Origin of the sequence: Halogeometricum sp. S3BR5-2 (assembly GCF_031624635.1) — an archaeon.
GTDB lineage: Archaea > Halobacteriota > Halobacteria > Halobacteriales > Haloferacaceae > Halogeometricum > Halogeometricum luteum.
On sequence record NZ_JAMQOQ010000008.1, the window covers coordinates 30362 to 51175 of the forward strand.

The 20814-nt window shown below is 60.6% G+C and carries 27 protein-coding genes and 2 pseudogenes; 10 read left to right on the forward strand and 19 right to left on the reverse strand.

Annotation, left to right across the window (positions count from 1 at the left end; translation table 11 throughout):
- Positions 1 to 2: 2 nt before the first annotated feature.
- The 6 genes from NDI79_RS21510 to NDI79_RS21535 form a co-directional block, all read right to left on the reverse strand.
- On the reverse strand, positions 3 to 2369 hold the full coding sequence (locus NDI79_RS21510; protein ID WP_310930733.1) for a heavy metal translocating P-type ATPase: 2367 nt from the start codon (positions 2367 to 2369) through the stop codon (positions 3 to 5).
- 60 nt (positions 2370 to 2429) lie between these two features.
- Complete coding sequence (locus tag NDI79_RS21515; protein WP_310930734.1) at positions 2430 to 3176, reverse strand: helix-turn-helix domain-containing protein; 747 nt, start codon at positions 3174 to 3176, stop codon at positions 2430 to 2432.
- Between the two features lie 62 nt (positions 3177 to 3238).
- Positions 3239 to 3523, reverse strand: a complete 285-nt coding sequence (locus NDI79_RS21520; RefSeq protein WP_123124750.1) for a DUF7967 family protein — start codon at positions 3521 to 3523, stop codon at positions 3239 to 3241.
- Positions 3524 to 3560: 37 nt separating this feature from the next.
- Positions 3561 to 4223, reverse strand: a complete 663-nt coding sequence (locus NDI79_RS21525) for a DUF6735 family protein (protein WP_123124751.1) — start codon at positions 4221 to 4223, stop codon at positions 3561 to 3563.
- A gap of 69 nt (positions 4224 to 4292) precedes the next feature.
- Positions 4293 to 4673 (reverse strand): hypothetical protein, encoded by a 381-nt coding sequence (locus NDI79_RS21530; protein ID WP_123124752.1) that lies wholly within the window; start codon positions 4671 to 4673, stop codon positions 4293 to 4295.
- Positions 4674 to 4764: 91 nt separating this feature from the next.
- Positions 4765 to 4953 (reverse strand): DUF8012 family protein, encoded by a 189-nt coding sequence (locus NDI79_RS21535; protein WP_099254199.1) that lies wholly within the window; start codon positions 4951 to 4953, stop codon positions 4765 to 4767.
- A 332-nt stretch (positions 4954 to 5285) separates the two neighbouring features.
- On the opposite strand from NDI79_RS21535, the gene merB reads away from it, so the two are divergent.
- Both merB and NDI79_RS21545 read left to right on the forward strand, forming a co-directional pair.
- Positions 5286 to 5813, forward strand: coding sequence for an organomercurial lyase (merB, locus tag NDI79_RS21540; RefSeq protein ID WP_158601463.1), 528 nt, complete (start codon positions 5286 to 5288; stop codon positions 5811 to 5813).
- A complete protein-coding gene (locus tag NDI79_RS21545) occupies positions 5810 to 6181 on the forward strand; it encodes a DoxX family protein (protein WP_123124754.1) in 372 nt (123 codons plus the stop codon). Before merB ends, NDI79_RS21545 begins: the two co-directional genes overlap by 4 nt.
- Before the next feature lie 12 nt (positions 6182 to 6193).
- On the opposite strand, the gene NDI79_RS21550 is transcribed toward NDI79_RS21545, so the two are convergent.
- Positions 6194 to 6493, reverse strand: a complete 300-nt coding sequence (locus tag NDI79_RS21550; RefSeq protein WP_123124755.1) for a winged helix-turn-helix transcriptional regulator — start codon at positions 6491 to 6493, stop codon at positions 6194 to 6196.
- A 163-nt stretch (positions 6494 to 6656) separates the two neighbouring features.
- Here NDI79_RS21550 and NDI79_RS21555 point away from each other — a divergent pair, with 163 nt between their 5' ends.
- On the forward strand, positions 6657 to 6995 hold the full coding sequence (locus tag NDI79_RS21555) for a Zn-dependent oxidoreductase (protein ID WP_123124756.1): 339 nt from the start codon (positions 6657 to 6659) through the stop codon (positions 6993 to 6995).
- Position 6996: 1 nt separating this feature from the next.
- On the opposite strand, the gene NDI79_RS21560 is transcribed toward NDI79_RS21555, so the two are convergent.
- The 5 genes from NDI79_RS21560 to NDI79_RS21580 all read right to left on the reverse strand — a co-directional run bounded on the left by NDI79_RS21560 (position 6997) and on the right by NDI79_RS21580 (position 9155).
- Positions 6997 to 7923, reverse strand: coding sequence for a bile acid:sodium symporter family protein (locus NDI79_RS21560; protein WP_123124757.1), 927 nt, complete (start codon positions 7921 to 7923; stop codon positions 6997 to 6999).
- 109 nt (positions 7924 to 8032) lie between these two features.
- A complete protein-coding gene (locus NDI79_RS21565) occupies positions 8033 to 8407 on the reverse strand; it encodes a DoxX family protein (protein WP_123124758.1) in 375 nt (124 codons plus the stop codon).
- Between the two features lie 3 nt (positions 8408 to 8410).
- On the reverse strand, positions 8411 to 8620 hold the full coding sequence (locus NDI79_RS21570; protein ID WP_123124759.1) for a hypothetical protein: 210 nt from the start codon (positions 8618 to 8620) through the stop codon (positions 8411 to 8413).
- Complete coding sequence (locus NDI79_RS21575; protein ID WP_123124760.1) at positions 8617 to 8871, reverse strand: glutathione S-transferase N-terminal domain-containing protein; 255 nt, start codon at positions 8869 to 8871, stop codon at positions 8617 to 8619. Before NDI79_RS21575 ends, NDI79_RS21570 begins: the two co-directional genes overlap by 4 nt.
- A 35-nt stretch (positions 8872 to 8906) precedes the next feature.
- A complete protein-coding gene (locus NDI79_RS21580; protein ID WP_123124761.1) occupies positions 8907 to 9155 on the reverse strand; it encodes a SelT/SelW/SelH family protein in 249 nt (82 codons plus the stop codon).
- A gap of 142 nt (positions 9156 to 9297) precedes the next feature.
- Here NDI79_RS21580 and NDI79_RS21585 point away from each other — a divergent pair, with 142 nt between their 5' ends.
- Positions 9298 to 9687, forward strand: coding sequence for a winged helix-turn-helix transcriptional regulator (locus tag NDI79_RS21585; protein WP_123124762.1), 390 nt, complete (start codon positions 9298 to 9300; stop codon positions 9685 to 9687).
- Between the two features lie 87 nt (positions 9688 to 9774).
- Here NDI79_RS21585 and NDI79_RS21590 read toward each other — a convergent pair.
- A pseudogene (locus NDI79_RS21590) lies at positions 9775 to 10677 on the reverse strand (biosurfactant protein 1).
- A gap of 136 nt (positions 10678 to 10813) precedes the next feature.
- Here NDI79_RS21590 and NDI79_RS21595 point away from each other — a divergent pair.
- Positions 10814 to 11365: a DUF7342 family protein gene (locus NDI79_RS21595; RefSeq protein ID WP_123124812.1), complete on the forward strand. Its 552-nt coding sequence runs from the start codon at positions 10814 to 10816 to the stop codon at positions 11363 to 11365.
- Between the two features lie 17 nt (positions 11366 to 11382).
- Positions 11383 to 11871 (forward strand): hypothetical protein, encoded by a 489-nt coding sequence (locus tag NDI79_RS23695; protein WP_123124763.1) that lies wholly within the window; start codon positions 11383 to 11385, stop codon positions 11869 to 11871.
- A gap of 250 nt (positions 11872 to 12121) precedes the next feature.
- Here NDI79_RS23695 and NDI79_RS21605 read toward each other — a convergent pair whose 3' ends face one another.
- Positions 12122 to 12991, reverse strand: coding sequence for a biosurfactant protein 1 (locus NDI79_RS21605; RefSeq protein WP_425499651.1), 870 nt, complete (start codon positions 12989 to 12991; stop codon positions 12122 to 12124).
- Between the two features lie 166 nt (positions 12992 to 13157).
- Here NDI79_RS21605 and NDI79_RS21610 point away from each other — a divergent pair, with 166 nt between their 5' ends.
- Both NDI79_RS21610 and NDI79_RS21615 read left to right on the forward strand, forming a co-directional pair.
- A complete protein-coding gene (locus NDI79_RS21610; RefSeq protein ID WP_310930737.1) occupies positions 13158 to 13316 on the forward strand; it encodes a DUF2080 family transposase-associated protein in 159 nt (52 codons plus the stop codon).
- Positions 13317 to 13320: 4 nt separating this feature from the next.
- On the forward strand, positions 13321 to 14580 hold the full coding sequence (locus NDI79_RS21615; RefSeq protein ID WP_310930738.1) for an RNA-guided endonuclease InsQ/TnpB family protein: 1260 nt from the start codon (positions 13321 to 13323) through the stop codon (positions 14578 to 14580).
- 242 nt (positions 14581 to 14822) lie between these two features.
- Here the strand turns inward: NDI79_RS21615 and NDI79_RS21620 are convergent, their stop codons facing one another.
- Entirely contained in the window at positions 14823 to 15743 is a 921-nt protein-coding gene (locus tag NDI79_RS21620; protein ID WP_310930739.1) for a transcription initiation factor IIB, read from the reverse strand.
- Positions 15744 to 16039: 296 nt separating this feature from the next.
- Between NDI79_RS21620 and NDI79_RS21625 the strand changes: the two genes are divergently transcribed.
- Positions 16040 to 16435 carry a hypothetical protein gene (locus tag NDI79_RS21625; RefSeq protein WP_142980790.1) on the forward strand — a complete coding sequence of 132 codons (396 nt, stop codon included), beginning with the start codon at positions 16040 to 16042 and terminating at the stop codon, positions 16433 to 16435.
- A 393-nt stretch (positions 16436 to 16828) separates the two neighbouring features.
- On the opposite strand, the gene NDI79_RS21630 is transcribed toward NDI79_RS21625, so the two are convergent.
- Complete coding sequence (locus NDI79_RS21630) at positions 16829 to 17212, reverse strand: DUF7987 family protein (protein ID WP_142980792.1); 384 nt, start codon at positions 17210 to 17212, stop codon at positions 16829 to 16831.
- A 145-nt stretch (positions 17213 to 17357) separates the two neighbouring features.
- On the opposite strand from NDI79_RS21630, the gene NDI79_RS21635 reads away from it, so the two are divergent.
- The gene (locus NDI79_RS21635) at positions 17358 to 17603 is read left to right on the forward strand and encodes a hypothetical protein (RefSeq protein WP_142980793.1); all 246 of its coding nucleotides are present in this window, start codon (positions 17358 to 17360) and stop codon (positions 17601 to 17603) included.
- A gap of 196 nt (positions 17604 to 17799) precedes the next feature.
- Here the strand turns inward: NDI79_RS21635 and NDI79_RS21640 are convergent.
- The 3 genes and pseudogenes from NDI79_RS21640 to NDI79_RS21650 form a co-directional block, all read right to left on the reverse strand.
- A pseudogene (locus tag NDI79_RS21640) lies at positions 17800 to 17889 on the reverse strand (DNA-binding protein); the annotation flags it as partial.
- A 1021-nt stretch (positions 17890 to 18910) separates the two neighbouring features.
- Positions 18911 to 19540, reverse strand: a complete 630-nt coding sequence (locus tag NDI79_RS21645) for a hypothetical protein (RefSeq protein ID WP_142980796.1) — start codon at positions 19538 to 19540, stop codon at positions 18911 to 18913.
- A gap of 202 nt (positions 19541 to 19742) precedes the next feature.
- Positions 19743 to 20609: a DNA-binding protein gene (locus NDI79_RS21650; RefSeq protein ID WP_310930740.1), complete on the reverse strand. Its 867-nt coding sequence runs from the start codon at positions 20607 to 20609 to the stop codon at positions 19743 to 19745.
- Positions 20610 to 20814: the final 205 nt, after the last annotated feature.

Below are 20814 nucleotides of genomic sequence, written 5' to 3' on the forward strand. Positions count from 1 at the left end.
AGTCAGGTGTCGGAGAACCGGTCGGGCTCGATTCGCGACAATCGCATCGCGTTCCCAGTGACACCGAGGCTCATCCCCATATCACCGACAACGACCGCCAACGCAACGCTGACCAGCCCCAGTGGCACGCCCAGCGCGAGCAGGAACTTCACGCCGAGACTCGCCCAGATGTTCTGCCGGATCACACCGTTGGCCGTATGCGACAGATCGTACAGGTACGGGAGTTTCCCGATGTCGTCGCCCATCAACGCAATATCGGCCGTCTCAAGAGCGGTGTCGGTGCCGGCCGCGCCCATCGCGATGCCGACCTCCGCGGTGGCGAGCGCGGGCGCGTCGTTGATGCCGTCACCGACCATCGCGACCTCACCGTACTCCGCCTGTAACTCCTCGACAGCGTCGACCTTCTCGTCGGGCAGGAGTTCTGCGCGATACTCATCGACACCGACCTGCTCGGCGATGGCGCGGGCGGTGCCCTCGTTGTCGCCGGTGAGCATCACCACGCGCTCGACGCCCAGCTCGTGCAGGCGTTCGACGGCCCACTTCGAGGCCGGGCGCACCTCGTCGGCGATGGCGATCGCACCCAGCAGTTCCGACTCCGTCCCGACGATAACGACCGTCTTGCCCTCCCGCTCCAGCGCGGTGAGTGCATTCTCGGCGAACGCCCCGTCGTCGGCCTCGGCCGCCTCTTCCGCCACGACGCCGCCGTCCGTCTCGCGGCGTGCTCGAGCGAGGTCGAAGCCCAGCTCCTCGAAGAGCGCGGGCTTGCCCGCGTAGTACGTCTCGCCATCAATCTCCCCGCTGATGCCCTTTCCGGTGAGGCTCTCGAAGCCACTCGGGTCGGGCAGGTCGCCCACGCCCGCCTCCTCAGCACGGGCGAGAATCGCCGCAGCGATGGGGTGCTCACTGCGACGCTCCAGCCCGGCGGCGCGACGGAGCAGATCGTCCTCCGTGGTGTCACCGACCGGGACCACGTCGGTGACGGCGAGTTCGCCCTTCGTGAGCGTCCCCGTCTTGTCGAGCGCGACGGCATCGACTTCGCCCATCGCTTCGAGGTAGTTGCCGCCCTTGATCAGGACGCCGTTCTTCGCGGCGCTGGTGATGCCCGACACCACCGAGACGGGTGTGGAGATGACGAACGCACACGGGCAGGCGATCACCAGCAGAGTGAGCCCCCGGATGAACCACGTCTGCCAGTCGCCGGCGAAAGTGAACCCGTACCCGGCCACGTCCACCGAGATGGGGTCGGCGATAACCAGCGGCGGGATAGCGGCGGTCAGGATTGCCAGCACGACGACGAGGGGTGTGTAGTAGCCGGAGAAGCGGTCGACGAACTGCTCAGACTCGGTCTTCTTCGCCTGTGCGCCCTGTACCATCTCGATGATGCGCGAGAGCGTCGAATCGCCAGCAGTCGAGGCGACCTCTACCTCGAGGTACCCCTCTTCGTTGATCGCGCCGGCGTAGACCTCGTCGCCGGCAGTCTTGTCGACGGGGACGCTCTCGCCCGTGATCGGCGACTGGTCGACTGCACTCTCGCCGTCGATGACCGTTCCGTCGAGCGGAATCTTGTCGCCGGGGCGGACGACGACGGTCTCGCCAACGTCGACCTCCTCGGCGGGAACGGTCACTTCCTCACCATCGCGAAGGACGGTCGCCTCGTCGGGCGAGAGTTCCATCAGCTCGCGCAGGGAGTCCCGTGCCCTGTCCATCGCGTAGTCCTCGAGCAGCTCGGCGATGCTGAATAGGACGGCCAGCGTGGCGGCCTCGACGAAGTAGCCGATACCGGTCGCCGCGATGATCGCCGTTCCCATCAGTAGGTCGATGTCGAGGCTTCGGTTCTTCGCGGAGTAGTACCCGCTACGGACGACCGGGATGCCACTGGCGACGGTTGCCACGAGGAAGAGTACGTCCGCAATGTGAAGCGGGTAGTTGAGGACACTTGCGATGGCGATGTTCTGTCCTGCGAGGAGGAACTCGAAGAGGAGCCCGACGGTGAGGAACGCCGCTCCAATCCACGTCTTCTTCGCTCGCGGGCTCGTCCACACCTCTGACGGGGGAGCAATCTCCATCCCGCCTTCCGATGTCTCTTCGGTGTTGTGTCCACCGTTGACGACCTCGTAGCCTGCGTTCTCGATTGCCTGAACAACCTCCGCCTCGGTCGTGCGGTCGGAATCGTAGGTGACGCTGGCTGTCCCGGTTGTCGGTTGGAGCGTGGCGTCGACGACACCGTCGACGCGCTGGAGGCTCTTGTCGACCTTTTGGGCACACGAGGGACAGTCCATCTCGGGGACGGTGAGGCGGGCGGTCAGCTCCCGTCGCTGCCCGCCGCCGCTCGCTGGCCCCGTTGTATCCGCATCCGGGTTCTCTGCCATCACCTTACGGTAGGAGCGGGAGTTCGATATGTCTTTGTTGGAATATTCCAAACCCGTGCGTTAGCGCGATGCCAGCTGTTCTTCCGTGACCCGCTCGCCGGCGACGTGTTGCTTCGCCAAATGTTCTTCCGCCCGACGGAGTCGGTAGGTGAGTGTTGACCGTGGCACGTCGAGATGCTCTGCGAGTTCTCCGACGTCGACCTCGCGGGGTGATTCGTAGTAGCCGTGTTCGACTGCGGCCTGGAGAGCAGCCTCTTGGGCTGGAGGCAATCCACTCGGTGTTCCGTCGCTTCCCCTAGCTGATGTTGTGTCCGCTGTGCGGAGCATCTCCATCTGGGCGCACTCCCCGACGGCGACTTTGAGAGCGTCGAAGAACGCCGCCACGTCGCCCTCACCGGAGTGGATGAGTCGCCACGTGTAGTGGCGGCCCTCGTGACGAGTCTCGAACAGCACGCCGTCGCCGAGGTGGTCGCGAGCGATGTGGGGGACTGAGGCGCAGGTCGGAGTGCGCTCCCAATCTGAGTAGAGGATGAGCGCGTCGTCCGTGCGGTCGAGGACGCGGGTGGTCTGTGTGGCGTTGCAGTCCTCGGTGGCGAGACAGTCAGCGTAGTAATCGCCGTTGAGAAAGGCGTCCTCGATGGCGTCGAGCGCCTCAGGAGTTCCGGTGGCGTGGTCGACCCGCCAGAGCTGCTCGGCAGTGGCGTGCAGCGAGAGCGAGCGAACGCGAGCGTCGGGGTGGTCGGCGAGGGCGTCCGCCACCCTGTTGCAGCCGGGCTCGTATTCGAGGGCGAAGACGAGTTCGCGCATATCCTCGTGTACGGCCTACTACGACATAACCCATGGCCTGCAGCGTTGTCGACCAGTGGACCTCAGATCACGTCGTCCGGGTCGTGGACCTCCTCCATTCGCTGCGCTTCGGCCGCGTATTGTTCTTGGAGGTCGGAGTCATTGACCGTGCCGAGATTGTCGGGTTCAGCGTCGACTGCTGCCGTCGTATCTCGGACGTCGGTGAATGAGGTTAGTGCTCGTTCCTTCCGATAGTACTGTTCGCCATCGGGTGTTGCGTAGGTGAGGATAATCAGGTTCTGTTCATCATCGGAGTACGTCCGTTCGACAAGCCAAACACGAATGTCGCCTTTAGGTTGATTTGACATACTGGGGAGTTTCCCGGTATCCACTAAGGGATTGGTGTTACGTCTTGCCGAGGCTCGCCTTCTCGAAGGGTGATTCCCCGGTCGGAATGCGAAGCTCCTGTCGGTCTCCGACCCGCTCGGCCAGCTTCCGTTTTAGGTACTGTCTCGCCGTCGACGGCGTGAAGACGCCCTTGTCGAGCATGTCGCCGACGACGTCTTTGAGGGCCGCGAACTGTCCCTGTAGGTGGCCGTCGCCGACCGGCTCGCCGTCGTACCAGCGCACCGTCGCGAGCGCGCCGTTCCCGACCGTCTCTCCCTGTTCGACTGTCTCCGAGTCGTACTGCAGGCCGAACCACAGCGTCCGGTAGGCGGTCACCTCGAACGTCGTCGACACCACGAAGAACGCCTCGTGGTGGAGGTAGTCGAGATGGTCAGCGACGATCTCGTCGAGGGTGAGCGCGGTGGCGCGGGGCTTCGGCTCGACGACCGTCGACGGTCGGTCCTCGTCAGCGAGGTAGCCGTCGACCGCATCTGCCTCGAGGCCATCGGCCAGTTCCGCCAGCAGCTGCTTCGCCCACTTCGAGTCGGTATCCTCGCCACCGAACGGCGACTTAGCCGAGATTCGGTGCTTGAGCTTCAGGTTCGCAGCACCCCAATGAGAGTAGTGGAGCGTGTACTGTCCGTCCGTGCGTTCGTACGCAACGAGTGCGCGGTGGCCCATTTGAACAATCACCTCGCAGGGCGACCCACGACTGAATCGCCCCGCACCCCTCCCGGGGGACGAACAACGCTACTCGTCGATCGGGTCGGGGGAACTGAGGTCCGCGTGGAGGACTTCGCCGTCGCGAACGACGTACCGCCTGGCCAGCACGGGGAAGCGGCACTTGGTGAACCCCGCTGTCTGGATATTGAACTCTTCGTCGGCTTCGAGCTGGTTGGCGAGTTCTTGCAGGAATTCGTGGGTCACGATGCCGCCCTTGTAGTCTGGGAGGCCGTTCTCCCGCGCCTCGTACACCTCGAAACCGTCGTATCCCCAAATGGTGAGTTCTCCGTCTTCGGTCACCTCCCAGTCGAGCGTCCCGAAGCAGTAGCTCTCACAGAGCTCGCGGACTACCTGCGGATCCGATACGATCGCGCCGGTCGACGTCGTCGCAGCTTGCAGTGTCGCCATGTCTGGACCTCACGGGGTCGCCCCCGCACCCCTATCGGGGGCGATAAACCAACGCGAGAGGTGCCTCCCTGGGAGTGGTCGGCGACTCCCGTTAGGAGTCTGCGTGGGCGTCCGCCCCGGCTCCGTCGCCCGGCCGCGTGAGAAGGCTTACCTCTTCCAGGAGGTCTCTCGCGGTCTCGACTCGTTCTCGATCCGCGTCGTCTAATCGGTCGACATCGAGTCGGTTGAGATTGCTGAGTACACGATGCATCCGGTAGCCCTGTTTGAACTCTTGCTCCATCGGAAGCGCCTCACCGCTCGCCGGCGCGGAAAGACTCAACGTTGCGTCTATTAACAGCAATAATAGCTCGCTTTCTCAGTTCGTGTAGGACCCCAAGGTTCCTGTCGGTTCTAGTCCGGCCACTAACTTCGACTGGTCGAAGCGAATTCAACACTTCGGACTTGGCAGTATAATTACTTCGAGTATAGATGTATAGGCGCATGTCTAACCAAGACTGCAATTGCACCGACCCTTCGGTTGGCGAGAGTGACGCACAGACCCTCGCAACAGACAGTTGGATCGAAGCACGACCGGTGAAGACCGCAGAATTCCCGACCCCAGTCGCAGACAACATGAGCCGGTTCTTCGGCGCCTCGATCGACACGTTCGACGACATGGTCGCGGCGATCCGCAAAGTGGTCGAGGGGGACGGGATTGCTATCGACGAACTCTGTCACGTCGACGGCGAGACCCCGCACTACGCGAAGACGGCGGACGAAACCTACTACTTCCGGTGTTTCTACGACGGGATCGCGCTCGCACATCTCGTGGACGAACCCGTCGAAATCCGGACTGAAACTCCCACGGAGGAGCCGATCGAGATCCAGATGTCACCCGCGGACGGTGTCGACGTCACGCCGCCAGACGCGGTCATGTCCTTCGGGGTGACCACTGAGAGCGACGTACCCGCTGACGAGACGCCTTCCGCGCCCGATGTCTACGGCGCTGTCTGTCCGTACGTGAAGGCGTTCTACACTCGCGAGGACTACGAGCGCTGGGCGGAAGACGTGGCGGCCACCACGGTCGGTATTCCCCTCGACGCCGGCGTTCCTATTGCCGCCGCACTGACGGCACCCGCACCGTCGGAGGGTGCCCAATGAGTCTGGAGAGTATCGCGCTCGCCGGTTCCCAAGCTCTGCTCGGACTCGTGGGCGTGGCCGTCGGCGGTGCGAAGGTCACCCATCAGGAGGACCAGATCGAAGACTTCCAGCGATTCGGATATCCACAGTGGTTCCGAATCCTCACCGGTCTCATCGAGATTGGCGCCGGTCTCGCGTTGCTCGCGGGCCTGGTGTGGCTCTCCGCGTTCACCGTGGCGGGTGGGCTTCTCCTGAGTAGCGTGATGGTGGGCGCAGTGGCCACGCACATCCGTACTGGCGACCCACTATCGAAAACTGCCGTGCCAGCGGTCCTCTTCGCCTTCACAGCGGGGCTGCTCATAATCCGTGACGTGACGATCCCGCTGTAACGTTACCTCTCCTTACTCCTGGCCAGTAGCGAGTTCCGTCTCGTCGATTTCTTCGGCCCACGTGAGCAGTGGTTCCAGACGTTCTCCCAGTTCTTCACCGGTCTCTGTGAGTTCGTATTCGACCCGTGGCGGGATTTCGTCGTATTGCTCACGGGAGAGGATGCCGGCGTCGACGAGTTCCTCGAGTCGCGTCGAGAGCGTCGAGCTGCTCACCTCCTCGAACGTCGCTTCGATGTCGCCGTAGCGGGCTGGGCCGATCGCGTCGACCACGCAGACGAGTTGCATCGCGTACCGGCGGCTGAGGAGGTCCATCACACCACCCAGTGGACAGAGGCAGTCGTGTCCGGGAGGCGACGAGTCGGCCGTTTCAGTCGCTGAGTCGGGGGTTTCTGCCATAGCTTTCGTTCACCAGACCTTGTCCGATACTTCGGAGTTGACAGTATAAATAGTTCCGTATTCAAAGTAAAAACGCATCATGAGTCAGAACGACTCCAAGCGCGAGGTCGCGTGCACGCTCACCGAGGAACAAGAAGCGGAACGGCGGGAGGAAGTTCGGGCCCGCCTCGTCGATCACTACCTCGGGTACGAGGAACACGAGAACGGCGTCGTCGTTCGCTTCGACGGAACGGACGAGTCACTCGAAGCACTCGCTGAGTTCACGTCGAACGAGTTGCAGTGCTGTTCGTTCGCCGAATACGAGATCGCCGTCTCGCCCCCGTACGAGGAAACCCGCTTGACCGTCACCGGTCCCGACGGGACGACGGAGATGTTCCAAGACGGGTTCGTCGACCGGCTGGACGTCGAATCAGCCTGACTCACTCTGTCCGGTCGAACCACTTGGCAAGCCCGGCACTCGTCGTCATCTCGACCACGCCGAAGACGACCGCGGGAAGCGACGCGATCGTCGGGAGGCCGGCCGCGATCACAAGTGCGGCCGCAACTGCGAAATCGCGCATCCCGACGGAGAGAACTGACGCGATACGAGTGGCTCGCTCCGCACGGTGACTCACGAGAAAGCCCACGCCGTATCCGAGCCCATTCAGGACCACGACGCCTGCAATGACACTTCCCAGGAGTCCCAGGTTCGAGCGGATGACGGCGGCGTTCGCGGCGGTTACACCGCCGATAATCAGGATCACCATTATGGCAGAGACGGCCGGGTAATGGGCATCATACGCGCCGACGCGCTCGGGCCACCGTGCTCGCAGACCGACGGCAAGTAACATAGGCGCAACGACCGCCACGACGAGCTGTTCGACGATCGGCAGCGTCGGAACGGTCACGCCCCCAGCGAGCGCGGTGACGACCGCGGGAACGAACCCGAGACTCCCGACGCCGATGACCACCAGGGCCGTCGTCGAGAGCGCTGTATCGCCGCCTGCGAGTTCGGTCATCACCGGCGTCACGAGTTCCGGCGTCACAGCTCCGAGCACGACGAACCCCACAGTCAACTCGGGCGACAGCCCGAGGCCACGGGCGATGCCGAACGCCAAAACGGGCATCGCGACGTGACCCAGCAGGACGAGCGCGACCGCCCGGCCGCCGATCTGGCTGAACTGCTCGACCGAGAGCGTCAACGAGATGCTCCCGATCATCACCGCAAGAATAACCGTCGAGAAGCCGGTCACGACGGCAAGGTCCGTGACAGTGAGCCCGAGGGCCACCGAGAGCAGAATCCACACGAGGAGGTAGTCCTCGACGAGGGCCGAAAGCGATTGAAGTCGTCCGTAGAATGGTGCCATCGACGTTATCCCGTGGTGACGCAACCCTCTAGGGGTGGGAAACCCGCTCGGTTCGTAACCGGACTCAAACGGTGCCCGTCGAAAGATGCGCCTGGGGGACGGCGGGCGGTTATGTGTACCGGCGTACCTCCGGGGTGTCGAGGGCGATCAGGACGAGTGCGGCCGCGAGGACGCCGACGTTCTGCCATGTCGGGCCGGCCGTTCCCGCGGCGACGACCATGATCGGCACCGCGATGAGCGCCGCGATTCGCGGGGCTCTGTCAAGGAGGAACAGCGCCGCCGCGCCGAGTTCGAGTGTGCCGACGATCGGGACGAGGATGGATGGTGCCGGTAGGCCGAGTGACTCGAAAAACCGGACCGATGTTCCGTAGGTGAGGAACTTGCTCGCGCCGGGGGCCAGCAGGAGCCCCGCCATTCCGTACCGGAGGAGTGGTCGAAGGTGCTGTCCGATGGCGAGGTCAGTTTCCTCAGTCTCGTGACTCATCGGTCAATTCCGGGGACGACTATGTTCCGTCAGTGCCTCGCGGATTTCAGAGAGCGTGCCGTTCGTAGTGTGTTCCTCGACCCATGCTCGGTGGGTGTCGTCCCGGCGCGCTTTCTCCTTGATATGCTCGGCGACCTTCGCCGTCGCAAACTGTTCTTTTGCGCTCTCTGAGGAGTTACAGACCGGACAGTCTTCCTCGACGGCACCACTCATGCGTAGTGTTCCTGGAGATATTCGACGATGTCGTCGGATTCGTACATTGTCACGTCGCGCTCGCGGTCGACGAGGAACGGGATCTGATCCTCGCCGCCCAGCGCTCGGAGGTGGTCGTGGGTCTGCTCGTTGCGCGTTTCGCCGGCGGCAGAGCGGGGGTTGTGGATGACGTACGAGACGCCGAGTTCGGTCAGCGCCTCGCGGACCTTCGCTGAGTATCCACACCCTTCTGCCTGGTAGAGTTCTAACATGGTTGCGTGACTGGAGGGCCGTGTAGTTAGCGGGCTCAGGCGTGGGCGTGAACCCGGTCGTGGACGGTCTCAGTGATGGCCTCGAGGTCGATTTCGCCGCCGTGCTCGTCTTTGTCCCAGACGAGGTCGTCGTCGACCTGGATTTTGAACACGCCGCCGTGTCCGGGTTGTAGTCGAACGCCATCGAGATCCTGCCCGAACTCGTCAAGTAGCGTTTCCTGCGTTTCCACCGCGTGGTCACGGAGTCCGCACGGGACACAGTATTCGATGTTGACTTCCGTCATTGCAGTTCAACCAACGGCCGCCCCGCGGATAAGTATCAGGTATATGTTACGAAACGACGTTTCATGCGCGAAACCGTGGTTTCGTTTGTATACAACGTATCGAAGAGATACTCCTTTCAATCCAGCCGTTCGAGATACGTCTATGAGTGATTCGGGCGGAGTCCCAGAGGACGAGTGCTTGGCGGTCTGGTGCGCGGGCGATGACTGGTGTGCAGTCACGTGTGCGATGGACATCATCGGCAAGAAGTGGCATCCCGTCATCGTTCACCGACTCTTGCAACACGGAGCGTTACGGTTCAACGAGCTCAGCAAGGAAGTCGATGGCATCACGAACAAGATGCTCTCACAGAGTCTCGAGGACTTAGAAGAGAAGGAACTCGTCGACAGGGAGATCGTGAGCGAAAAACCCGTCGCGGTCGAGTATTCGCTCACTGAACGTGGTCAGTCCTTAGAGCCAGTCATCGACTCACTTGAGGAGTGGGGGAAGACGTATCTCCGGCCCACAGAGGATCAAGATCAATCTGTTTGCTGAGCCAAATCTCATTTACAGAGCTGACTGATGAGACGCTAGTAGTGACTTCGATTAACCAACGTACTCGTCACTTCTTCTCTGTGTTGGTTAATCGATGCTTCCAGCTCTGCGCTCCTCCAGACTGGGTCCGTAGCGAGCCGAGCCACACACCCGGCACTCCCAGATCGGTTGCCCCGTCCACGCCTCATCCGGAACCGACTCGTGGGTCTGGAACCGATGGTCGGTCGCCCGTCCACAGGTTTGACAGTCGAGTTCCTGAATCGTCGGTACCGACGACACCTGGCGATCAGCCGCAGCCTCGCCACTGGATTCGGTCAACGCCATCGCTGGAACCAGCCACACCGCGTCATCGGCGTCGTCGAGGACCGCGTCGAGACGCGACGCGTCGCGGATGCCGTCCTCACGCTGGTCGTAGAGCCGCGTCGGGCCCTGCTCCGGATCCTCCGACGCTTCCTGCCCGTGCCACCCAGTCCGGTCACGGGCGACACTGAGAAGCCGCTCTCCCTCCTCTGACGACACCTGTACTGCGCCGGGGAGGGCCATTGCTCGGCCAGCTGGCGCGCCGGCGCCTCATCCAGATCGTAGATGAGCGTGTAGTCGTCGACGGCCGGCTCCGCCTCGTTGGCAGAGAGGAGGTTCGCCGCGGCGCCGCCCTTCGCGACGGCGCCGTAGAACGTGGTCGACTCGACGACCAGGTGGACGATGCCGAGGCACGTCGTCGAAGCTGACTCGTCCGTGCCAGTCGCGTCACCACCGAGATGATTGGTGAGACAGAACCGGCATTTCGTCTGGCCGTCTGGGACTGACGCCCCACAGGACCGGCACTCGCCATCGGGTACCGTCGGCGCATCAGCGTCGCCACCAGTGCTCGTCGCGACGCGTTGGCGCCGGGAGGGCACTCTCACACCCGTCGTCCAGCCTCGTGTCCGGGCTGTGGGAAGCCTCGCCGGTCGGCCGTAGTTCTGCAAAGTCAGAATAGCGGTCGTACATCGGTTGGCTCATAACTTCTATCGGTATCGCATTTCAACGTCCGGACGCCTTCGCCCGCAAGGAACTCTTGATTATGCGAGACAGTACAAACATATATGAGAGCAGGGCGCGAACACTGTCCCAAGAGGTGCCAACCATGACCGAATCCCCGCGAGATGGGGTCCAATCGTGGACTGAGTCGATGAGCGCCCGCGACCGCATTCGGGCGGTCGCCGAGTCACTTCGCGAACCCCGCTCAGTTAACTGGATCAGCGAGCAGGCCGACGCCGCTTGGAGTACGACCAACGAGGAACTTCAGGATCTCGTCGACCAGGGCCAGTTGCGTCGCGTCGAGGCCGGCGAGACCACGCGCTACCAGCCGGACTACACGCGCCTGCTCTTCGAGGAGATCCGCACGCTCATCGAGGAAAATACCCGCGAGGAGCTGCGGAGTGAATTGGCCGCGATTACCGAGGAGATCGAGGAGTGGCAGGCGACCTACGACGTCGAGACGTGGGAGGAGCTCGAACAGTCGCTCGCTGACGGCGACCTCGCAAGTGCGGAGCTCCGGGACCGCCGCGACGTCATCGCGTTCTGGCGCGAGAACGAGGAGGATCGCCGCCTCATCAAGCACGCACTGGAACTCTACTCCGACGTCGAAGCCGCCCGCGAGCAGATGACCGACGTGGCTGACCGCGCCACGAGCTAATCCTCCTCTCTCACAGAATGATCTTTCTTGCCGGTCGCGACCGCTATACACAGCGGACCCTCCTCCGCGACGTTCACGACCGATTGACGAACCAGCCAGGGTGTGAAGAGGTCCGCTATCGCCCGTCTCGACGCCGACCCCGCTACGTCATCGCGGATGTCGATCCGACGACGTTCCTGAGTGACTCTTACGATGCGGCGACAGCACGACTGGAGATTCGCTTCTGGTACCCCGCCGGCGTCGACCACGCATACTACCGCATAAACTGGGTCGAACCGGACCGCAATCTGATGCTCGGCTTCCACCAAGATGCCGACCATCCGGACCTTGGGCCCTGTCATATCCAACTCAATCACGAAGACACGCCGGTTGATCGGCACAAGGCGACGTTTCTCGATGCCCATCCACTCGCCGTCCTCGATGACCGACTACAACAGTTCCCGCCCGCGCTAGATGCGATTCACTGGAAGAATGGAGCGCCCTCGCTCCCGACCTGGCCCGTCTAGACAGCGAGTTCATCGAGCGTCTGGTGATGCGTCCGTGCCGTGGTCGGCGTGACGTTCCGGACTCGTCGATGTCACGGTGCGTTACCCACTACCCCTGTTCCCGCCGCGATTTGTGGAGGCAAGCTGTTGCGACCCCTGCCGAATGAACGCCCGCCGTGACTGACATCGGACTTGAGGGTACTCACCGTATTAACCAACAGAAGCCATCTCTATCGGCGACTGTTGGTTAATCGGCGAGATTCCTCCTGCCCTATTCGGGAGCAGGCCCGTAGCGACCTGTGCCACACACCTGGCACTCCCAGATTGGTTGGCCCGTCCAGGTCTCGTCAGGGAGCGACTCGCGTGTCCTGAACCGATGTTCTGTTTCTCTCGTACAGTGCTGGCACTCGAGGGCTGTCACGGTCGGAATATCGGCCCCGGTACTGGTGGATTCCGTTTCACGAGGAACTGTTTCAACAGCGATTGCTGGGACGATCCACAGCTGGTCGCCGTCGTCGAGAGCGTGCTTGAGGGATGACTCATCACGAATTCCCTGGCCACGCTCGTCATAGACGCGTGGAATCTCCGTCTGAGAACCATCGCTCCTCTCGTCCCACGCTGTCCGCTCACGGGTCGCTGTTAGCAACGCCTCACCGGCCGCTGCGGTCACCTCGGCGGCCGCGGGGAGCGTAGGCCAGCGTTCGGTTAACTGGGGTGCGGGCTCGTCTTCGAGATCGTAGATGAGCGTACAGTCGTCGATCGGCTCGTCGTGACCTGACGTAAGAAGTGTCGCTGCAGCTGCTCCCTTTGCCACGGCGCCGTAGAACGTCGACGACTTGACGAGGAACTGGATCACACCACGAAGTGTTTGCTCGGAATTCGCAGCACCCGACTCTGACGCGGCGTCGAGTTCGTGTTCGAGACAGAACCGGCATTTTCGTTGCGACGCCGGGATCGATGCGCCACAGGAGACACAGGCTCGGTCTGTGTCGGTAGTTCCATCCGGATACCCATCCGAATGCGAGGCCTCACGCTGGCGGGTGGGCTGGCCGTCTGCTGGCTGATCCAGTGCTGGGTCCGGCACCAGAGCGCCCTCTCCGACAGGTTGGAACGCGTCTCGGTCTGAGTTGCGGTTCGTCATCGATTCGCTCCGCGTTTCCCCCGGTTTGGTATTTAAACTCTTACAGGCTAAGTCCCCGTTCTCAAGGAGCAACGCGAGTGAGTAGCGCAGTAGGGCGGGGATACAGCCGTAAGCTATCGTCACTCTCCACCGAAACACATAATATATACTTGATATATATTCGTGTATGGGCACGTTCGAACTGGAAGGCGAAGAAATCATTGACCGTGAAGCGAAGGAGTTCGGCGGGAGTGCCCACGTTACCGTTCCCAAAGACTGGCGCGGCGCAGACGTGAAAGTCATCCGCGTCAGCAACCCCGACGAAACCGACGACCAAGACGAGTAACACGATGAACTACAACTACAGGTATCGCATCGAACCCGACGAAGCCGTTCAATCTGAACTAGAACGGCACATAGATGCCTGTAGGCAACTCTACAACCACTACTTGTACGAACTCCGTAACACGGACGAGTACCTGTCGTACACCGCGATGCAGAATATGCTTCCCGACCTGAAAGATTGGTGGGACGATCTCAACGACGTGTACTCGAAAGTGTTACAGATGGTTGCCCGCCGCGTCAGCGACAACCTCGACCGCCTCAAAGAAAAGAAAGACAACGGGCGCAAAGTCGGGATGCTCAAGTGGAAGTCACCGCGAGAGTATCGGAGCCTCACCTACAACCAGTCTGGTTTCGAACTCAAGAACACGAGTGACCAGACCATCCTTTCTCTTTCCAAGATTGGTGAGATGCCGATACACCTCCACCGCGACATCCCCGATAACGCCCGCGTGAAACAAGTCACAGTCAAACAAGAGAAAACGGGTGAGTGGTACGCCATCTTCGGCATCGAAACAGAAGATGACGTGCCCGAAAAACCCGCTCTGGATGAGGTTGACCGCGAGGATATGGTTGGTATCGACGTGGGTATCATCAAGTACGCTCACGACACCGACAGCACGATGGTCGGCAGTCTTGACCTCGAATCCGAGTACGAGCGGCTCGAACGCGAGCAACGAGCGTTGAGTCGCAAACAGGAAGGCTCGCAGAACTGGCACGAGCAACGCCGCCGCGTGGCCTGTATCCACGCTCGTATTGTACGAAAACGCCGCGACTTCCTGCACAAACTCTCAAACTACTACGCTCAGGAGTACGACCTCATGGCGGTCGAAGACCTCGACGTTCACGGGATGATGCAACTGCCGTCGAACAGTCGCAACCGAGCGTCGGCGTCGTGGCGGACATTCATCGACTTCCTCGAATACAAATGCGAGCGCGAGGGCACGCACTTCATAAAAGTCGAACCTGAGGGCACGACGCAAGAGTGTGCCGAGTGCGGGGTTGAGGTTGAGAAAGAACTGTGGGTGCGCGAGCATTCCTGCCCGACCTGTGGGTTCGAGACCGACCGCGACGAGAACGCCGCCTACAACGTGCTACAACGCGGTCTTTCAGAGTTAGGTGTGGGACACGCCGAAGTGACGCCTGCGGAGACTGCACTCCCTACGTCCGCGACTGGTGGGTCGCCCACCGTCGTGGATGCAAAGTGCGTCGTTGAAACAGGAAGCCCCACCCTCAAGGAGCGAACGGCGTTAGCCGTGAGCGAGTAGGGTGGGGTAGTTCACACTCAAGGGTGAGAAAACGCGGGGACGGATTCGGCGACCACGAAATAAATCCGGTTGCCTGCGACGGAGTCAGTCACGGAGCTCGGCGACCGCTCGACCGACCTCGCGAACGTGCTCACTCCGCTCGATATCGAGTTCTGTCGACAGATACTCGACAGTCTCGTCCAGATCCATACCCCCTGGTAGACTCTCTGCCTGTATGTAGGTATTCCTCTACCGGAGGCGTCTCAGATCGCTTGGAGTTCGTCTCGCCGGCTTCGGAGCGTCACGACTGACACCTCTGCTGCCGACGCGACGGTGGATTGGGTAATCAGCGCGCCCTGCTCTTGGGCAGCCAGATAGACACAGGCGGCCGCGACGCCCGATGGCTGACAGCCGTTCGCGAGGGTTGTCCCCTCGGTGCGTTCTGCGAGTTTGTTCGCGCGTCGACGAATGTCGTGGTCCAACTCCAGCGCCGAGATCAGGCGTGGAATGAATGACGTCGGGCGCATTGGTGGTGCCGGAAGCTCCAATTCGCGATTCAGTGTTCGGTAGGCGTTGGTGATACGAGTGGACTCGACTCGGGCGGCGTCGACGACATCCTCGAGGAGGAGCGGGTGTTGGTTACACCGGCAGGTACCGTAAACACTCGCTGCGCCGATGGCCTCGATGGATCTGCCTCGAAGTAGATCCTCGCTCTGGGCGCTCCGGAAGAGCTGGCACGCCTGGTCACGAATCGATTCGGAAAGCTCGAGCGCACTTGCCAGCCGGCGTACCTCGCCCAACCCGTGTGCAAGATTCCGTTCCGCTTTGGACCGCCAGCGACCACGGGTCTGCTCACGTCGCATCCGGGCCAGCCGTCGGCGTTTCTGGCCTGAGAGTTCGTTCCCGTGCGCATCGGTTCCGTGGCCGATCTCGGTCGAGAGGCCTCGATCGTGACGGGCTGCAGTGAGTGGTGCCCCTGTTCGCTCGCGCTCGTCTGCATCGTACGCCCGCCACTCCGGCCCGTGATCGATACGTTGTTCCTCGATAACGAGTCCACAGTCCTCACAGACCGTTTCGACCGCGTTCGTAGTGACGTGTCCGTCGCACTCGGGACACTGGTTGGCGCTCGACTCCGTTTGGACGTCTTCGTCGAAGCCCGTTTCGTAGATGTCTCTGGTTGCCATGAATACACACGAGGGGACGCACGCGAATCGCGCTCTCGGAATGCCCCTCACCCATCACGGGGCAAATACACACCACACGGGACGGCGCTGACTCCGATGGACTGCGGTGGCGAAAGCCCGGCCGCGCAACGGCGCGCAGCGCCGTGAGCAGCCCGGACCGTGGAGGTGGTGGGAGGTGGCGGTGACCGCTACACACCAGCAAAAAAGGGGCGCGTCGCCCTGGCTCCTCCTCGACCGGGATGTCTGAATCCCAACCAGACTACATTTATTGGTGCCCAAGTCGTAGTTTTCCCGTTATGAAACCCGATACGCGCGAAATCATCAACGAGGAGCTCTGGCGGAGCGTCGTCTGGCTGGCCATCGGCCTGTTTGGCTGGTCGCTTATTCTCACGTCGACGGATGTGCTTGCGGCATCAGCACTCACCGCGCTGGGATTACCTCTCCTCACGGCTGCGGTGCTGGCAGCCCTAATGGTTGGGATCCGTCTCGCGACTGGCTTGGAGTTAAAAGCGAAGACCGAAGGCAGCCAGCTCCTCTGGTTGATTGTCGGGAGTGTGCTCGGTGGATTCGTCGTGCTCTACGACGTGCTCGTGAACGGACGTGGCCCACTCATCATCCTCGGCTACGCTGTCGCTGTCGGGTTCGGGGTCCTGATCTGGCGTGTTGCTCGGCGACAACAGTCGACAGTGTGAGAATGGATTGGCTCACTGCATACAACGGCCTCCTCGTTCGTATGGGACTGTATCTTTTGATTTTCTGGCCGACGGTCGGGTACTATGTGTACCGGGATTCGGTGAAACGAGGATTGTCCTCGCCGCAACTTCGCGGGGTCACGTATGGGTTCCTGGGAGTACCGGGGCTGCTCGTCTATTTGTACCGGAAATCTCGTGCAGAGACGCAGTCAGCGTAGCCGTCGAGGTATAGCCACAGAGAACGGTTCGAACAGCAGCATCTGCGGACAGTTGGACCCTATCAAACGAGCGCTATGTACGATAAGCCTCCCTCAACTCACCATCGCCTGTTTTCATCCCATAACATCGACCGACCACTCTAATTGGTAGTTACAGGGTATTGAGTGAGCCATCTCAATTGACAATTGACGGCCCATACTGAAGAACCAGCCCAGGAATAATTACGCCGACGAGAATGAGGACGCCGACAAGCACCGTATACGGAAGAGCAGTGAAGGTACTCAATCCGAGGAAGAGGGCCACCGCTACGAATACACAGACTGAAATCACAACGTTCTCGCGGGAAACAAGTGGTTCGTTCCGTACAATGATGACCATCGAAACAGCCAGCAGTACTAAAATCGCGATTACTGCAGCGGTGAACACCTGCATTGAGTCGATTGCAAGTCCGTAGAACAACCCCAGACCGGCGAGCACGTACGCAAGCCCCAAGGCTGCGAGCCCGGCCAACTCTGTGCGTGAACGGTCGGTTTCCTCGTTGTCCACAGTTGTTGGCATGTGATTATTTTGATGGCCACGATATAAAACACCCTGTGCATTGTCGGGGAATTGATCGCTGAGACCAGCCTACAGTATTCGTTTGATAGAATCTCCATGTTGCATACAGGGAAAGTATTTCCCTCTCACAGACAAGTATTAAGATATGCGATTTATGGGACTGGGGAAGTGGGAGATCGCCTCGATTCTGGCAATGGCGGCCGTTGCCGGTATTTTCGCGTATTCCCGGGCGGGGATGGGAGGTATCTCACTCCTTGTTAACGTACTTCTACAAGTCGTGATAGTTCTCGTCGTTGGAATCGGGTTCTTCCTGCTATTACATCATCTTGGCTTCTATCCCGGCATTGCGGACGACTACTTCGCTCGTCGAAAAGAGGACAAGAAAAAATAAGCACGCTCTACGTACCAGTCACGTCAGGAAGCATAGATTGATCTCGACCTCTGGAGGGACTGTCTATGATCTCCTCTGTTAGTCCGTCTACAAGGTCGTGGCTGCGCGCGCAGCGAAGCGAGCACGGAGCGGAGGGTGGGGCGGTGGGGCTTGGGTCGGTCTGGCACACAGCAAAAAAGAGGGTTGCTTCGACTGGCTATTCTTCCCACCACCGACCGCGCTCTGGGAATTCGATCCGACTCCAGCCCGTGATCGCGAGACTGCACCGACCTTGGTACCAATTTCTTAGCGTACTTGAATTGGGCTTCCTCAATTCTTGAACCACCGCCTGCTCCGAAGGATGTTCTTCCTTGATATTCTGTAGATCAGGTACTATACAAATCTATGAACGGATTGTGGGAGAAGCTGTCAGTTCCGGTGGGTATTTCTAAGCCCGTGCTGTATAAACAGCGCATATTCAGCACGGAGGGGATGTCAGAATCATGCTGTCCGAATCGCTCAGTGTAGAGCCTACATTCAGCACGACTAGTCCTTTATTTCACCCACTTCCTTCTGAACCAGCCGTTAGGTAGGTGTGCGAACTGAACGAGATGGTTCACCAGCGACGAGCGACTTCATAGGCTACTGTGGTTGGGAGGAGGACAACCAGTAAGACGAACGTGATTTCACCTGTTGTTGGGCCAGACTGCGTGAGGGCACTATAGACATAGAGTGCGGCGACAGCAAGCACACCGACGATAGCTGTGACGTATTGAGGGTCGCTCCACGAGGACGGAAATTCTGAGCCGGACATACCTTTCTAGTCTCCCGCTGATATGATATATCCTTCCTCTGTCTCGGTCACGACGCTTCTGACGGGAATCAGGGATGTTATGACCTAGTTTGTTCTATCGTTCATCTGTACTCACCTTTCGTTTGGTGGTTGCGCTGAAGGGTGTGCGAACTATCTCATTATCTGCTCTCAATTAGTGCATTTATGCTGCTGAATCCGTTCCGGTAGTCCGACTTTCCCACAGATAGGACACTCTTGCAGCGGTGTCGGCGGCAAGTTCTCCCATTCTCGCAACGCAGCCTTGAGATGCCACTGGACATCGTCTGATTCTGTACGAGTCAGTGCCTGCACGAGATACATTCGCAGCCGTTCGCGGCTTGTCGTTGTCTGTTGATCACTCATAACTGGGTCCGAGAGGACGAATTGTATCGCCCTCCACCCTTTTGAGGGCAGGACAAACCTCACGCTGCACGCTCACCTTCCTCGTCTTGGGAGCGCGTACACCGAAGCAAGTACTGAGTCGAGCTCGATCTGACTACTTCGGTGAGTACTCCATCCCCCAGAGTTCCTCGAAATACTCGAGTGTGTATTTCCCTCGACTGCCACCTTTGTACGAGTTGAACCGGTCGACGTAGTACATCACCTCAAGAAAGCCTTCTTTCTCGTGATGGACGCCCTGGTCCATCCGGGGCAGAATCTCGTCGAGGAGGAGATCGACCTGTTCGCGCTTGACGATGAACTGATCGCGGAGCGGGGTCAGGAGCGTCCGTGTATTGCTGATACCCTGCACGCCCCAAATGTACTGATCGCTCCGGTTCTCATTGGATTCGAGACTGGACACATGACAGTTCACGCCGCGAGCATCACAGTACGCACAAAGCGCCTCCATCAGGTGGTCACGATACGTCTCGGTGACCTCGATCTGCGGCTGAAGTCGATGGTCGACTCGATACTCACTATTCTGATCTACTTTCACGCCAATCCAGCCTTCTGCGTCGAGAGTTCCAGTCAACTGTTCGTGGGTGATTCGGAGCATTGGTGCAAGTTCAAAGCCGGTACTGTACCGCTCTCGGTCGGCAATTGAGATACGGATACAGCCCTCGCCGTCGAAGAAGCCAGTGAACCACGCATCGAAATCATGGGTCTCGGATGAACTGTTGGACATCGCGCTGCGCCCATCGGCGGCGCGGACAAACTCTCACTGCTACACATTGACCTCCCAGAAGAGGTCAACTCACCTTCCCATCCTACCTCACGGTCGTGGCTGCGCGCGCAGCGACCATTGGGAGCGAGCACGGAGCGGAGGGTGGGGCGGCGGGGCTTGGGTCTGGTCCGGCACACAAAAAAGAAAGAGACTGCGTCGCTCGCTATTCTTCCCACCAACGGCCGCGTTCTGGGAACTCGATACGCGACCACCCGGTCAGCGCGATTGAGCACCGGCCTTCGTACCAGTTCTTGGCTGCTGCCCGGAACCGGACCGTTTCGCCTTCCTGCACCACTGTCTGCTGCGATTTCTCCCAGCAGGTGAACTTGATTTTTCCACTGTCATCCGCTATCAGCCCGACTTGCTGGATGCTTGAGGAGGAAGGCTCCCAGAGGGTCTCGATTGTTCCTTCGACCGTCACTTCCCCGACGGGCACGTCCGGCACATCTGCGACGGGCACGATTGCACCGGGAACTGCCTTCAGTTCCTCCAACGTCTCCAGCACCGCCTTGGTCACGTCCTGGCCGCGTTCCACCCTCTCGGCCAACTGCTTCGCGACGACCGCTCTCGACCAGCCGCCCTGCACTTCGTCGCTGATCCGCATCGCCTGCTCGTTGACCGCCGCGAGTTCCTCCTGCGTCAGCTTCTCTCGGGGATCCGTGCGCTCCACCGGTTCGGGCTCGTCTCGGCCACACTGCTCGACGACGACCTTTCGCGTCCGCTTCGCGCGTCCCTCCTGCTGACTGAGTTCCGCCTGGGCACTGATGTGCTCCAGCTCGGCTTCCCGGGCCTCGATGCGCTCTTCCTGTTCGAGGGTCTTCCCGAACAGGTGATCCGGGCCTTCCTCGACCCGCGCGTCCGGATGGTTGGAATCGACTTTCGCCTGCACTTCCATGTCGACCGTCGCCCGGAACTCCGGCGTCCCGTCGACGACCTCGAACCCATCCTCGTCGACCTCGACGTCATCGTGTTTCTCGAAAGCCTGTTCATCGACCGAAACTACATCCGTGGTGACGTTCTTACTTGACATTGGAATCACTCACAGGTGATTTCCGACGAAGGCGCTCACGCGCCGACACCGCGATGCTCCTACATCGCGGTTTTCCGACGACAACGACCGACAGAACCATCTGCGCGCTCTCGCTCGCGCCTTCGCGAGCGCCCTACCGGGCGCGAGCGAGAGCGCGCCTGCATGAGGTGGCCCCAACCAGCTCCGCGCGCCGACCCGCCCGGAG